Genomic DNA, 14,913 nt, shown 5'->3' on the forward strand with positions numbered 1-14,913 from the left:
ATTTCAGGTTCCGTGAAGACCGGGATGAAAAGCGGAGTAGGCGATACCAGGCTCCATCCCGATCATTCTCACAGAAGGAAGAAGGCTCTCCTAGGGGGTCAGGGTTCCCTATTGCACCTCCCCTCCACAAGAGCTACACGCTTAAGCGTTGGTCAGAATTCCTTATGGGGTCATAAAAAGCATATAAGAACCTGTCTGACTTACTTAAGGGGAGTTTAGGGTTAGCTACAAAAATCGTCTACAGACGGTTGCTTACGTATGCAACACATTTTCCAATACATTCAATGAAGAGTCCAAAAATCTTATGTGTGATCAGGGATACATGCCTCGAAACGAAACTGTTATGAATAAAGGATCCTGGTGGCACAGAACTAAAATTATTTTGCAGTTGGCATTGTTTGTTGGGTAAAGATCTTACATGAGAGTTTATGTAAGAGGCATACAGGATTATGCCCAACGTGGTGGTGGAAGATAAAAAGAGGCATACCTTGCCCATGTCGGTGAGGGCATCAGTCATCTCGGTAAAGCGGTGATCATGGAAAACAGGACAAGGCGCGGGCACGCATAGTCAGGAAGCTTTGAAGCATCTCCAACAGGGACATTAAATTTTTCACAATTTCGGACGTAAAGGGCGGGGCATATCCAGTGACCCGCCATTTTTTTTGTGCGAAAATCAAGATGAGGGGGTGAGGTCGGCGATTCCTGGTTCCATCTGATCAAGTCTTCCCTACTTGTTGGCTGTAGGCCAATCGTGTTCCGATCTACCAGGGGAGGGAGCACTCCGACCTCCCTCACCCAGGGTCTACCCTCCGAAAACAACCATGGAATATCTAGAACACCCCGATTGTCACACCTCCGTAGAAAGAGCGGCCATATCCGGCAAAGAACAGTTGCTTGTCGGCATCGGGTGTCGCGTCCGATACGACTTGACCGGACGCCGCGTATTTTTTGTCCGCAATGTTGTTCACTTCGAAAAAGAACTTGGCGAAGCGAATCCAATCATTGTTGAAAGTAAAGGTCTTGTGAAGATTGACGTTTAGAATCCAGTAAGAAGGAATTCCCACAGTATTGCCGTTGTTCAGGAAATAACTATTGTAATAATTAGACTCGACCCAGGCCCCCCAATCGTTTTTCGCATCATCATACATGACCTTCATGTTGAGGACATCCGAAGGAACGTTGGGGACGTCATTGCCGTCCTGTTTGACGTCGGTGACCACGCCATTCACCAGATACCGGTCTGTGAAGTTGATGTACTTGGCATCAATGTGGGTGTACGCAGCGTGAAATTGCCAACCAGTTATTGGTCTCCAATCTGCGGAGACCTCGACACCCCGATACTCCGAAGAATCGGCATTGACGGAGGCCGTGTTGGTACCTGAAATGTTTTGCGAAATAATTTCATCGCGAAAGAAAATCCAAAATCCCACGAGTTGCATATTGAAGGTATTATGAAGCTGGGCTTCGTGACCAAATTCCACGTTCACATTTTTTTGGGGCTTCAAGTCAAAATTGGAGCCCGGAAGACCCGTGAGGGGATTGCGGGTCAAATTGCTGAATTGCGGGATGCCATATCCGGTGGATCCCCTGATCCAATGCCGATAGCCTGCTCTGGGTTTCCATGTCAGGGACATTTCAGGAGCCCAATTGTAGTAGGTCTTGGTGGTGGAGGGACGGCTGGAGACCACCCCATTGGTATAATTAATTGTCTGGATGCTTACGATGGACTGTTCAAACCCCAGACCCGCGGCGACGGTCCAGTTCGGTAAGAATGTGAGCTCTTCTCGGAACCGTCCCCCGATATTTCGAATGGTTCCCCGGTTATTCTGGATCAACGTGCCGCGCGTGCCTTGGCCGTCATCCAAATTTTGGAAGGTCTGCCCCTCCTGTTCCATATTGTTGATGAAGAATCCGAGATAGCTGTTCAGCGGCATTCCTGAGATGTGGCCGGTATGGCGCAAATCGGTATAATGTTTCCAATTGGTATTCACATTATCAAAGATTTGATTGAAATACTGGTTAATATCCTTGACGTCATAATCCCCTTCTGTCGTCAAGATGAGGTTGGGTGTCAACTGCCGTTCATACATTAATCCGATAATGGTGCGGCGGTCGAGCCGAGATTGATCCCTTGCTTTCGTTCCAGTTCCGGCCTGTCGATCGTTTGCGTTAAATTGGCTCTTGGTAAGTCGGGTAGGCACCTTCGTATCCAGCCAGTTGGTGATGGCTTTGACGTACAGGCTCTGTTTTTCGTCAATGGTGAAGCGGAAGTTCAAATTCAACGTCTGGGTGTTATATCCACTATGATCAATATACCCGTTTTCAGCGGCGTTACTGGCAAATAACGATACATCAAGATTTTTCCAGTGTTGGCCGAACGCGCCCGCCTGTTTGTTATATCCGTATGATCCTCCGGCAAAAAACCCCTCGACTCCATTGATGTCACTGCCCCGTCGGGTTTTGAAATGCACCATTCCGCCTAGGGCATAATTGTCATACAGTGAGGAAGCCGCTCCACGGATTACTTCGGTCGATCTCATGAACCACGGGTCCTGGATATCGAGTCGTGACAATCCGTCCGACTGCGTTTGCTGAAACCCATCCTCATAGACTTTGATATCCCGGATGGCGAAGGCCGTTTTGATTCCGGATCCTCGAATGGAAATACTGAAGTCCCTGGGTCCATTAGCCTGGCGGAGTACCACGCCGGGAAGAGATTCCATGGATTCTTTCATCGTTCGGGTCGGTTGGGATTCGGTTTCCGATTGAGGGGTGGAGGAAAGTGTCAGGCCTTCGGGACGTTTGAAAATTCGGGTGCTGACAATACTCATCTCTTCTAGTGTCACCACTTCCTCCTCCTGGAGGGTCGCCTGTTTCTGGCGTTGTTCATCGGTTTGTTGGGTGGCAGGTGTTTCGTGCAATTCTCTAAGTTGTCTCCTGATTTCTTCGAGCCTGCTGTTGACGTGATCCAGTTCTCCCTCCAACTCCTGTTGTTGCTGAAGAAGGGATTCTTGGGTCACCGCAGAGGGGTCGCCTGATGCAGCGAACGTGGTAGAAGAGACGCTAAAAATTTGAGGAAGGCTCAAGATTATTACGAAGGAATGCCATAACCACTTCCGCGAACAGACAGGAAGAAACTGTTTCACAAGACAATCTCCTTACAAAAAAAGATAAATAGAACACGCATGGCCCAACCGGCTATGCATGTGGCCAGCAACTAAGAATTAGGCTCACTGAAGGAATTTTCGTGTGAGATCCAGGTTAGGATTTATGAGTATGGGGAAGGAGGCGTGAATCTCCCGCAACTCACAACAGAGCCTTAAGAATCTTTAAGAGAAACAGGACAAGAGAATGTGTGGGGGAGCTCTGGCAGACTTACTCGAAAGAAAAGGGAGTGAACCGGACAGGGAATAGAGAGAAAGCACAGCCCCCAATTCCTGTAATGGCGAATGCCACGATGGGGAGGTGGTCAGGGAGGTTGACGAAAGCTTTCCGATGTGACAAGCCCAGTTGCAGAAAACCCCATGCAGAGGTTTCGTATTGGTGTGATGGGATTCTGGAGTGTCATGAGAGAGGTCCTGCACGGCCATGCAGGCCGTGGATGCCAGGAGCATGGCGAGAAAAAGGCTTGATGTCAGAAGAGCAATCGGTTGAAGCCGCTGGTGCATTTACTTCGGGTTGAGGAGGTTGTGGATGTACGCCAGGGATTCAGGGCTATCCCATTCTCTGGGCCCCATGATTCGTTGGCTCAGATGTCCGTGAGTATCCACAATCACCGTTGTGGGAAGATTTCTGACCATGAGCGCTTGAGAAAGTTCTTCCTGTTCATCCAAGAGGACATCGAAATGTAAATTGAGTTTCTGCCAAAATATTTTGATTTCTCGTGGAGGAATATCAGTGGTAACCGCCAGTATGGCCAATTGGTCTGGAGGGAATTTTTGACGAAGACGTTCTAACGAGGGCATTTCTTCCTTACAAGGGCCACACCAGGTGGCCCAAAAATTCAAGATGAAGACTCGTCCTTTCAACTCATTCGAATGAATAGATGTGCCTTGCAGGGTGCGGAGCTGGAATGGAGGAAGGGTTTGGGCGGTATTGAATCGGCTAAGTGTGTACGGGGAAGAAGAGGGATTTCCCAAAGCCAGAGCCATTCCCAGGACTCCTGAAGCCAGCAGAGAAAGCGGTGTCATGGTTTTGGGTGTAATTGAGCCGTCCGCGGAGTGGGAAAAGAAAGAGGCTGGATTACCGTACTCCAACCCGGAAAAACTACTTGCTCCGACCAGGCAATGACGGCTTGTCCCTGGTCATTTAATGCCACGGCCGGACTCTTGGCTTTTTTCTCATTTAACTTTTTCGGGGGACTAAATGTCTGTCCCCGATCGAGGGAATAAGTGAACACAATTTCCCGCCGCACCGGGGATTGCTCCTCCCAGGATACGAGTAGATGGCCTTCTCGATTCACTGCCAGTTGAGGATGATCCGGAAACGTGCCTTTGGACATGTTCAACACACGTCGAGGCGTAAAGGTTTTCCCCTGATCATCGGAATAGGCTAAATACACACCGGGAGTATCATCAGGGCCTTCCGTATACCAGGTGACATAGAGGCGCCCTTGCTGATCGACTCCCATGGTGGCGGGACGATGGGGACAGCCCTCGTAGACCCATTGATCATTGCCCACGATGACCGGGGGAGAAAACGATTTCCCGTTATCGGTGGAACGAGACACGACGGTTTCCCTGACCGCACCGGCCAAGACCTTGCGCCAGGCCAGATAGACATTGCCATCAGAGGCAGTAGTCATATGGGTCCGGCAACAGACACAACTGGACTCGTCAATTTTCAGGTTTGGTGAAAGGGTTCTGCCCTGATCTTGGGAAAAGACCGTGTAGGTGGCCGGATCTTTCTTCCCTTCCCGGGCATCAAGCCAGGAGATATGGACGGAACCATTGGGACTGACCGTCAAATGATCAAAGGAATGGCCGGTGACGGCGTCGTCGTCGTTGACTCGAACAGGAGGAAGAAAGGTTTTCCCCCCATCAAGTGACCGGCTCAGGAGAAGAAGATTGGTAAATAATTTACCGCCGGCATTGGGGTGAGGTGTTGTCCAGGTGATGTACACATCGTTTTTGTGGCCTAATGCCAAGGCCGGTGGTTCGTGGAGGGACGTGGCGGGAGGACTGGATGGATTGACTCTGATGGGTTCCGGGTACTGTTCCTGTGGAGGTGGGACCTTGAGATAATAGACTCCTCGATCTTCCTGCTTTTCTCCGCCCCAGGCAAGGTGAAGGGTCCCGTCTTTATCCAGTTGAGCGGCTGGGCCGGTGGTTTGCATGCCTTGATGGTCGATGACGTGTTTAGCCCCCGCCTGAACAATCGAAACAGATGGATCCGCCCCGAGGACTCCTGATATATCACCGCCCAGGCCCATCGAGAGAATTAGAGAAATGGTTCCAAAAAGTACAGGTCTTATCATGGGTGCCTCCACGGATATTCGAATGTAGAAAGAAGACAAACGTTCATAATTCCAAAATGTGAGAGTGTGTAGTTTTACCAGAAGAGGGAAAGTCTATGCTACTTTAAGGATGTGGAGTGTGGGTCGTATACGCACCGGATGCATATCGATACTACAGTTTGTTTGTTAAATGAAAGATTTCGAACCATTCAATCAACATTTCTGGAAAACATCACTGAGTGATGTACTTCATTTCATATTTCACAAGGCTCAGCCTATGGGGAAGTAAAGGAACTTGGCGAATGACCAGTTCTTCGATAAGCAGTATGGATGCCAGGAAAAATGATTGTCCAAGAGATCGAGCCTCATGGGGAGAAAAAATGGAAAATCTGTATATGAATTTTGGAATAAAAAGTCAGGGTGAAGGCCAAGGAGGTTGCAAGTCCAAATGCCTTCACCCTGGAGTGGAGCGGGGTAGGTCAGGGATGAGTTACGCCGCTCCGGGTTCCGCTGGAAGAGTGCAATGATCTCTCAACTTCAAGGAAAAATGTATCCGATCCGGTGAAATTGTTCTACCGATCCCTACTGATCGCTGCAACAGCCGGGAATATTCCTGGTAAACATGTTCAGAAACTTTGGAATAGTTCCACACTCAGAACCGGCCCGAGAAAACTGCTTGTCAATGTCTTCCTGCCTTTCCAATCTTTCGTAAGTCCATGTCAGTGGCTCTTTCTGGTATTCGAAAAAACATTGCGTGAAAAACTAATGGTGCAACCATTGGTAGGCGAAAGCGTGGTTCGGTAGCGAGCCTTTCGAACACAGGATATATTCCTGCATGGTGGTTCGAAAGTTTTACATCCTTGTTCACCTTCACTAAAGAGGAGGATTCGTGTATGCCGTGCACGCAAGTTGGTAAATGGTATGGAGTGGGCTCGGGAATGTGTGTCTTGATGGCAATGGGATGGTTGATGCAATCGGTTGCCATGGCCAATCCTCATGAGCCAAGAGAGGTCGGGCCCTATACCTTGGCCGTCGGATTTAGGATCGAACCGGCATTTGAAGATGTCGTCAACGCTCTTGATTTTTTTGTGACCCGAACATCAGACGGAAAGCCTATCAGCGTGAGTAACGGAGACGTGGTGGATATTGAAGCGGAGGTCCAGTTTCGAAAGGAAGAAAGCGTGGGTTCCGCAATCATTCAGGAGCATCGACTTGCCAAACCCGAGCAGGCTTTCGGAGCCGACAATCGGTACAATGCCTGGTTTAAACCCACGATCGACGGGGCATATGGTTTCAGGGTCAGGGGGGAGATCAATGATCTCAGCGACCCGCAAGCCGGGCCACTTTTTTTTGATGAGGTATGGGTATGCGGATCCGGAACGCAAAATCCCCAAGGCAGCCGGTTTGCCTGTGTAGCAGATCCGCAGACATTCCCCAAAGGTATTCTTGATCATCGAGGCATAGATCACCATGGGTATCAGGACGATGATAGAAATAAATTTTTCAGGGAAGGGGGGTCGCGTAGACACGGATTTCGCGATCGAGACTGAGAACCATCATTGGCATTTCGTCATGGACTCCGGTGACGGGGGAGAACTCGCGTATGCGTGTTCTCCCTCATCGTGGTTCGGAAGGGTGTCTTATTGGGGGAAGCGATGATGACGCTCTCTGTAAAATTCTTTCCCGAATTTCTGTGACGAGGCCATTCTGATCGAAGATAATCCCCACTTCTGTGGTTTGGCGGTGAGGACGGGTAATCGGAACTTGCGTGACCCTGATGGGCGCCCGGTATGAAGATTATGAACTGTGTCGTGAGTAAATAGGTCCACTTTGTACAATTCCTCTCATTCTCAAAGACAATAATTTTTTCCTTTGGTTCTCCAAGGTGATTCCGCACGTGTTGGGTTGTCGTCCCAATGGTTAACCGAGCAAGCTGCTCGGGAGTGCATATGGCTATCCGTTCCACAACCTCTTAGGACTACACTCAGAAGCAGAAAAGCAGAGATCCATCCCGGTCTCCCGGCGAATGTCACTATGTTACGAACCGTTATCCCATGGGCACACAATCCTGCAAATGGCTCGGGATCATGTTGCCCCAAAGGGTTGATGCGGTGGATCGGTAATTTCCGGAGTCGGGAATGTTTGGGTACAGGGAAGGCCGACAACAGAGGCTTGATGAGATGGAGGCGAGGGCAAAGCCGGATCGTTTATTCCTGCCAATCGAATCCGGAGGCCCGTGCCAATTCTTGCGGGGTCTTGAGGCCGGTTAAACGGCGGTCACCGATAATCCACGTGGGGTAGCTTTTAATGTCAGCCTTGACGCAGGGAGCGGTGAGAGCGCTTCCTCGTCCTCCAGAACTGCATTCCACATAAGGAAGCCGCTTGGCGGACGAGAGAAATTCGGCTTTTTGTTCCTGGCAGCGTGGGCACCAATAGGCACCGTAAAACTTGGCACCGGTTTCATTGAGGTGGATGGCTAAGGCTTGAAGTTGGGGATCTTCCGGGCCGGCGGCTGCGTCGAACACCCCGCTATAATGCAAATGAAGCCCGCCGACGAGGACAAGGCCGATCACGACTGCCTCTTTGAGGGATTTCGTCCAATCGGGAGGCCGTCGAGCGAGAGCCAGGCCAAGGATAATCGTGATGATGGCAAATGAAGTCAGGCAATATGGACAGGTGGCTTCGATTTCTACGACCGAGATGATGGTCAAATAGGCGCTAACCGCGAATCCGCTCATAGCCACGTAAATCAACACCGATCCGCTACCGGATTTTCCACGGCCTAACCAGGCGAGCCCGGCGATCACCACATAGGTCACGAAGCCCCACAAGGCCATGGGGATTCCCAGAAAGGTGGCCCATCGGCTGCTCTGCACAATGTCGCAGCCCGAGCCCTCGCTGCAAAATGCCGGATGAACCTCGAACGAGGCCATATAGGTCAGGTAAGCGGTTAATACTAGTCCGGCGCCGGCCAGAATAATGATGAGAAGGTCGAGTAGGGCTTTCGAACCTGAGAACATGGAAGACGGAGCGTTAGATGGCTTTCTTGCTGTTTCAGGGCCGACTGATTGTGTCTGTCGTTTGGATTTTGCCATGGCGTGCCTCGGGCACGAGTGTATCATGGGCTTCTTGCCATTGAAATCCCGACAATCAATCAAATACTCCCGAACTAGCGGAGACTTTTGCCAAGGTCATGTCAGGCCGGTATTCCTCACGATGGATTGCTGATCACAGAATCAAAACTCCAAACGGCTTGTTGCTTCAAGGTTCGGCGTAAGATAAGGGATTTGGAGGTCTTTTAGGAATCTTGAGGCCCTATGCCGAAACTATGTGCCGCGGAATGTATTTGGGCGCTGTTGTCCTGTGTTGAGGAAGGAAGAGATGAGGTGCGCATAGAAGTAGGGTGAAGGCCTAGGAGGCTGCAGGTGCGCAAACCACCTTCACCCTACTCGTCCAAGGTAGGAGGCCGGTCCGTCCCTGGATGTTCTACGCCGATGTGTTCCGCCCGTAACCCGGAATATTCATCATACCGGTCGGCTTTTTTTTGGCGTTGTGGATTTCCATCACGAGAATGCTGCCATTGGCAAACGGGTGGCCCGCTCCTGCGCTTGCCCCGGTGGGGTTGATATAGAGGTCGCGGATAGCGTCCGATTTCTGAATCCCGTGGAGAAAGGCGGCATAGGATTTGTAAGCGGCCGGAAAGACTAATTCCCCGTCTTTCGGTGTGGAGCCGGATTGTGCCGCAATTGGCATGTTGGTGGATACACACCCTAGAACCACCAAAGCCGGAAACGTGATACTCATTCTCTCCAAGTTTCTTCCCCTTTTTTGTTGATATCTCGTCCGGTTGACGGAACCGACACATTGTTATAAGTCACATCCAGAACGTTGTCACGGTGGCACCAGCATACGATGGACCCTACAGCCCGTCTACAGATGGGTACTGCCGGTTGCTACAGCGAGGTGGTCCGTATTGTATACCGCCCTCATTCCCAGAATTTTTTAGGTTAGGGATATTCCGAAGGCACATAAAAGTTTAATGGGTTCATCGCCTGATAACTGACGTTTGTGCCCATTCCCGCATCGGGATCGATAAATCCATCGGCCATACCGGTTTCATGCCAGGTGAATGCAAACGATGCCGTGGGATCGCTATTGAATTGATAAACCCGCTGGGCGAATGTCCGCCTGGCCGCTTCAATCCGGTCAATTTCCTCGTCAGTACCGTATACGACAAATGGTGGATACGGACGGCAGGTATCGATGGCCGCGTAAAAGACCTGACGGAGGTGCAAAAATGTATTAAGAGCGGCATTTCCCATTTGTTGTTGAGGTTCGGGGAGTGAGGCCATAAACTTGCTCCGCGCAATTCCTTCGGGGTGTTCTGTTGTAAAGATCACGGCATAATTTCGATCAAAGGCAATCGCGCCTTGGTTGACGACTCCGTCGGTTAAATCCTGCATTCTGATGAAATGGACATACTGTTTGATTCTGGCTTCACTCGACTGAGAAGGCACAAATTGTCCGGGAACCCGGCGAATGACGAGATCCCGATATTTTGCCACTTGAATCCTGATGGATTTGTCGTGGCCGCTGCTTTGACAGAGGGCCGGGCTGAAGGGGCGTGGATCTAATCGAAGGGGAAGTATGTCCTGATTATTCGCGAACCCATAGCCTGGAATGACCATGAGAAGGACGATCAAAAGTATAAAACGGAAGGGGAATCGGGAAAAGTTAACGTAACCATACCACATGTGAGAGTGCCTCCAATGCCTATGCCCAAAGTGTGCGTAGAAGAAATGAGCGGGTCTCTGCGTCTGTTCGAGACACACAATTAGATTGAGACTATGAGAGAACCGATAACTTCCTCTTTCATCAAAGGGAAGCTGTTATGGATCAGACGACAAATCTAGGCGGAGAGAAAACGGGGAGGAGCACGAGAAGGTCTATGATGATGGCGGAAGAGATCCGGTGCGGTTGGTTTAAATCGCGTTAGAACGCCCAACAGCGAAAACGTACGGGGAATGTCGGCTGACAGCGTCTGAAGGCCTTGCCCGGCTTGACACGCCCAGCTACACCAACTGTTCCCATGAGTCTGCTGATCATGATGCCCGTGGTGTATGTGGAGCGGAGTCGTATAGGCAAGGCCTCCGGTTACGAGCAGGAAGCACATGCTGAGCATGAACGCGGCAAGCGACTGTGTGGGAGTGGTTTTCCTCATCGTGGTCTATGGTTTCAGCATCAATGTCGATGATCTCTCTCGTCAGGCTAGCTGTTCCTTTGCAAAGTGTCTACGGACGAGTACTCATCGATGCAACATTTCACTTCATGCTCATTGACATTCCGTAATAGCGAACTCCCAATGGTCTTTTCGATTTTGTTGAATCAACGTATCAATAGAATCCCGAAAAATTCGTAAGCTGCCTTTCCCAATTTTTGTCGCCTTCAGGCGATCTTCTTCAACCCATCGGTAGATAGTCCATCGGCTGACATTTAAGGTTTGAGCGGCTTCACCGACACGCAAGAGTTGTTTGTCCATGGTTCTCCTTCCGCAGCATATATGCTGTGTCATATGATTAACGTTAGGTGTTCGTGTCCGGTTGTTGACAGAGGAGACCGGCACGAAATGTTTTCAATCGGGTTGAGCGTGGTTTCTTCTGGAGCGCCAGACAACAAATTAATGGGGAATGGAGATCATTCAAGCATCAACCATTCTGCTCACGACGAAACGCTGCTCTTGAGATAAGGGTTCAGAGATGGATTGGTTGAGAGTCCCAATCTATCCATGAATCAACAAACGAACGGGCGGGCCGCGAGGAGAGAAGGTGTGCACGGGGAAGGTTCGAGGAAAGGTGAATGCGGGTTTCAGAGCCCAGAGCAGGAGGAGAAGAACCAGCGCCGACCATTGAGGAATCGAACCGGCACCTGAAGCGATTTGGGCGACATGACAGGCCCACGAGCAAAGAAGAGAGAGGGATTCGGCGGGGTGGGAATGATGGGTGGAATTGGGGTCAAAGGACCTTGAAGCGCAGAATGCCCCCGCACCCAGAAGCAGGACGTGTAATCCAATCAATAGCACGATCAGGCAAGGTGCCAATCGAGAGTATAGATTGGTGGATGGGATTGGTGAGGGGTGCTTCATGGGATCCGGGTTTTTTAGGGTTCCGAATTGGGTTTTGTGGCAATTGCCATGTTGGGAATGCCGGCCAATCGAATGATATCCATGACCTTAATGACCTGACCGTGGGGGACCTGTTCATCGGCGTTAATGACGACCGAGGGGTCCGAGTCGGTTTGCCGAAGGCTTGTCAGCCGGATTTCCAGTTCCGAGAGTGCAATACGGTCCTTATTGTAATACAGCGTTCCTTCATGGGTCAGTGTGAGGGAGATTTGATCGGGAACCTTATCCGTTGCCGAGTCGGCGGTCGGTAAATTGACCGGCATCCCATGTTGAATGGTCATGGACAATGTCGCGATCATAAAGAACACCAAGAGAAAGAACATCGTGTCGATCATCGGAATGATTTCGATGCGGGCTTTCTTCTGTGTGACGGTAGATAGTCTCATGCGAATTTCATTGCCCAGTTCGTTAGTGTGAACAGGTTATCAAATAGGGTGTATTGAATTCCAAAAAAATCGTCATACCTTAATTTGTTGGCCCATTGAGCTTCATACCTAGAATAACGAACTAGGTGTGACAACCTCAATATTCCATATACCTGCACGATGGGGTCTAGAATGAATCGATTAATTGAATTTCCATTCGATTCCCCCAAACCCGCTGATTCCCTGACCTGGGTTGAAATACCGGCCCAGACTGTCATTAACGACGACAGCACCCGCATAGGTTTGATCGGACAGGTTTCGTCCCTCTGCGAAAATGGACAGGTTTTTACTGTAATTATAACCTGCCTTCAAATTGACGATGAAATAGGCCGAGTTCTTGGCCGTGTTTAAGCTGTCCACGTAATAGCCGGCGATGATCCATTCAAAATTCGGCGCGATAAAAAACCCCGCCGGATGGTCATAACGTATTTCTCCGGCAAGTTGGTGTTCGGGCGCACCGGGAACCCGATTGCCGTCTTTGGCCACCAAGAATTTTTGGGTTCCATTTTCTCCTCCTCCGTACACGTCATCTGTGAATTTAAATAACGACCACGTATAGGCGGTTCGAACGGTGATCGTGTCGCTTTGGTTTTTCGGACCCTGAGCTAGCAGCCCGTTGGCCACCACCATGCTGCCTCCCGCTTCAATGCCTGTGTGTCGCGTCCCTTTGGCATTTTGATAGGTCGGTTGGTTATTGACATTAAACGTCAGAATTTCCTTTTGCATTTCCAGGTTATAGAAGGTGAGGTCCCAGGTATAGCGGTTATCCGCCGTGCTGCCTCGTGTACCGATTTCAAACTGCCAGGCCCGTTGCGCATCCAGGTTGATGAAGGGGCTGGTGGGGACGGAACCGTCGGGGTTGATCGATGAGGTCAATTCAACATTGATGGGGGGTTCGTACCCACGGCTGACGTTTCCGTAAATTTGCGATGTCGGGGTGGTTTGGTACACGAGCCCCATCTTTGGGATAAGAGCATTGAAATGACGTACACCGGTATCGCTGGTACTTAAATCTCCCGTAAAGGGACTGAAAAGTTGGTTTCTGCCCTGCCGGATGCTGTATTCCCAGCGTCCGCCTGCAATAACAAGGAGATCATCGGTTACATTGAATTGGTCTTCCAGGTAGGTGCTGAGATTAGTCGTCTCCAATGTGAGATTTTGGGTCTGAATCCCGCGTTTGCCTAAATTATTGACAAAACGCCGTTGATTCGTGTCCCCGTATCGTGGCTGATTGCCAATGAGGAACTTGTTTTCATGCCCGAAAATAGGATGTGAATTGACGTATCGAATTTCCCCTCCCACATTATAGTTGTCCTGGACGATCGTTTGAAAAATAGGATGATCCAGGTACTGGTAGGAATAATAGGGGATAATTTCAAAAAACTGGTTGGCGGCGAATTCGTTGCGATAGGCGGCCCCGACCCGGATATAACTATAGTACCGCCCCCATTTACAGGGCTCGTTTGGACCGCAGGAAAATGGACTGATTCCCCCCAAGGTGTTGGCCTGTCTTCGATTGGAATCCAATTGCGCTTGGGTGATCGACCCGGGGAGGGCTTCTGACACCTCGGCTCCCAGGATATAGGCGCGCACTTCCTGGTGATCGCCGATCTGAAATCCGAAGTTGGCATTTAACCGTCCGCGTGCTTGTTGGCTGTTATCCTGGAAGCCGTCCTGATGATTGCCCGACGCGCTGATATAGTAATCGGCTGTGGTGTCCATGGTGCCGACCTTAAATGGTTTGGTCACCTGCCCGCTGGAGACTTGCCCCGAATAGAGGCCGAAACTTCCAGCCATTCCACGCGTCTGGAAGAGGGAGGCGTTGTAGCCCGTCCGGGGCACAAAATTGATGGCTCCTCCCAGGGTATTGGCTCCATACCGGAGGGCGTTGGACCCTTTATATACCTCGATACGTTCATAGGCCATCAAGTCGATGGATTCGAAATCGGAGAACCCGTCCGCATCGCCGAAATAGATCCCGTTGATGAGAATATTAATACCGCGATGATGAAAGTTGTTCCTGAGGGAAGTCCCCCGAATTTGGAATTGGCCCTCGTCGGCGCCGAATCGGGATTGGAATCGCACACCCGGGGCAAATTGAAGGACGTCGGTTAAATTAAACGCACGGGATTCCTCGATTTCCTTTTCCGGGATCAGGATGGTGCTGGCAGGCCGACGAGCCAGCTCTTCCTTGACCGCATCGATGTTCTCGATCCGTGTTCCTTCCACGGTGAGTGTCGGCAGTGTTTCAATTTGCTCGTCAGCCCTGCTGAATGGAGGTTGGATCAGAAAAAACCCCGTCAACGTAAAAATCATCACGCTTATGATTACATTGGAAAATATCACACATTTGTGGTTGTTCATCGGAGCATAAATCCTTTCCGGAACCTATGGAAATAGATCAAGATCAGAGCAAACAAAGGCCTGGCCCTGATGGAGAAAAAATATGGATTGGTTCTGAAACGCGGGACTTTGGTTAAACGGGAGGGCCGCGAGCGAGAGTCGGACTCAGGGTCGCCTGCATCGGGATTCTGAAAAAGAGGTAGACGACTCCGACAATAAATAGGGTGAGGGTAAGAAGTGCCTTGTGGGTCGTGTCGGACGAGTTCGCTTTCGAACTGACCTGACAGGCCCATGAGCAGAGCGAGGAATGGGAACTGGTGTTTTTGGAATGATGATTAATTGGAGAATGGTGGAGCTCATGAGATGCCACGCAATACGTGGCTATGCTCACCAACGCGAGATACACCACTGCGAAGATGATTGAAAGGAGTTTAAGGGGGCGCGGCATTATGGGAAGGCTCGATAGCTTGTCAGGCATGTTGAAGCTTGTATGTCTTGTGCCTTAAAAA

General features: G+C 50.3%; 13 protein-coding genes. 2 read left to right on the plus strand and 11 right to left on the minus strand.

The features are described from left to right. Window positions 1–830: 830 nt before the first annotated feature. From PP769_RS08635 to PP769_RS08645, 3 genes are all read right to left on the minus strand, one after another. Entirely contained in the window at window positions 831–3,146 is a 2,316-nt protein-coding gene (locus tag PP769_RS08635; RefSeq protein ID WP_312646667.1) for a TonB-dependent receptor family protein, read from the minus strand. A 522-nt stretch (window positions 3,147–3,668) separates the two neighbouring features. Next, window positions 3,669–4,190 (minus strand): TlpA disulfide reductase family protein, encoded by a 522-nt coding sequence (locus PP769_RS08640; protein WP_312646668.1) that lies wholly within the window; start codon window positions 4,188–4,190, stop codon window positions 3,669–3,671. Beyond that, the gene (locus PP769_RS08645) at window positions 4,187–5,476 is read right to left on the minus strand and encodes a sialidase family protein (protein ID WP_312646670.1); all 1,290 of its coding nucleotides are present in this window, start codon (window positions 5,474–5,476) and stop codon (window positions 4,187–4,189) included. The genes PP769_RS08640 and PP769_RS08645 overlap by 4 nt, the downstream gene beginning before the upstream one ends. An 872-nt stretch (window positions 5,477–6,348) precedes the next feature. Between PP769_RS08645 and PP769_RS08650 the strand changes: the two genes are divergently transcribed. Continuing rightward, complete coding sequence (locus PP769_RS08650; RefSeq protein ID WP_312646671.1) at window positions 6,349–7,005, plus strand: hypothetical protein; 657 nt, start codon at window positions 6,349–6,351, stop codon at window positions 7,003–7,005. Window positions 7,006–7,662: 657 nt separating this feature from the next. Here the strand turns inward: PP769_RS08650 and PP769_RS08655 are convergent. The 3 genes from PP769_RS08655 to PP769_RS08665 all read right to left on the minus strand — a co-directional run bounded on the left by PP769_RS08655 (window position 7,663) and on the right by PP769_RS08665 (window position 10,209). Continuing rightward, window positions 7,663–8,550 (minus strand): vitamin K epoxide reductase family protein, encoded by an 888-nt coding sequence (locus PP769_RS08655; RefSeq protein ID WP_312646672.1) that lies wholly within the window; start codon window positions 8,548–8,550, stop codon window positions 7,663–7,665. A gap of 391 nt (window positions 8,551–8,941) precedes the next feature. Then, window positions 8,942–9,259 (minus strand): hypothetical protein, encoded by a 318-nt coding sequence (locus PP769_RS08660; RefSeq protein ID WP_312646673.1) that lies wholly within the window; start codon window positions 9,257–9,259, stop codon window positions 8,942–8,944. Between the two features lie 203 nt (window positions 9,260–9,462). Next, complete coding sequence (locus PP769_RS08665) at window positions 9,463–10,209, minus strand: hypothetical protein (RefSeq protein ID WP_312646675.1); 747 nt, start codon at window positions 10,207–10,209, stop codon at window positions 9,463–9,465. 305 nt (window positions 10,210–10,514) lie between these two features. On the opposite strand from PP769_RS08665, the gene PP769_RS08670 reads away from it, so the two are divergent. Further along, a complete protein-coding gene (locus PP769_RS08670) occupies window positions 10,515–10,709 on the plus strand; it encodes a hypothetical protein (RefSeq protein ID WP_312646676.1) in 195 nt (64 codons plus the stop codon). A 78-nt stretch (window positions 10,710–10,787) separates the two neighbouring features. Here the strand turns inward: PP769_RS08670 and PP769_RS08675 are convergent, their stop codons facing one another. The 5 genes from PP769_RS08675 to PP769_RS08695 form a co-directional block, all read right to left on the minus strand. Next, window positions 10,788–10,994 (minus strand): helix-turn-helix domain-containing protein, encoded by a 207-nt coding sequence (locus PP769_RS08675; RefSeq protein WP_312646678.1) that lies wholly within the window; start codon window positions 10,992–10,994, stop codon window positions 10,788–10,790. A gap of 240 nt (window positions 10,995–11,234) precedes the next feature. Beyond that, window positions 11,235–11,597, minus strand: coding sequence for a hypothetical protein (locus PP769_RS08680; protein ID WP_312646679.1), 363 nt, complete (start codon window positions 11,595–11,597; stop codon window positions 11,235–11,237). 14 nt (window positions 11,598–11,611) lie between these two features. Beyond that, window positions 11,612–12,022 (minus strand): ExbD/TolR family protein, encoded by a 411-nt coding sequence (locus PP769_RS08685; protein ID WP_312646681.1) that lies wholly within the window; start codon window positions 12,020–12,022, stop codon window positions 11,612–11,614. Between the two features lie 180 nt (window positions 12,023–12,202). Next, complete coding sequence (locus tag PP769_RS08690; RefSeq protein ID WP_312646682.1) at window positions 12,203–14,425, minus strand: TonB-dependent receptor family protein; 2,223 nt, start codon at window positions 14,423–14,425, stop codon at window positions 12,203–12,205. A 112-nt stretch (window positions 14,426–14,537) separates the two neighbouring features. After that, on the minus strand, window positions 14,538–14,852 hold the full coding sequence (locus tag PP769_RS08695) for a hypothetical protein (protein WP_312646683.1): 315 nt from the start codon (window positions 14,850–14,852) through the stop codon (window positions 14,538–14,540). Window positions 14,853–14,913: the final 61 nt, after the last annotated feature.

Origin of the sequence: Candidatus Nitrospira allomarina (assembly GCF_032050975.1) — a bacterium.
GTDB lineage: Bacteria > Nitrospirota > Nitrospiria > Nitrospirales > UBA8639 > Nitrospira_E > Nitrospira_E allomarina.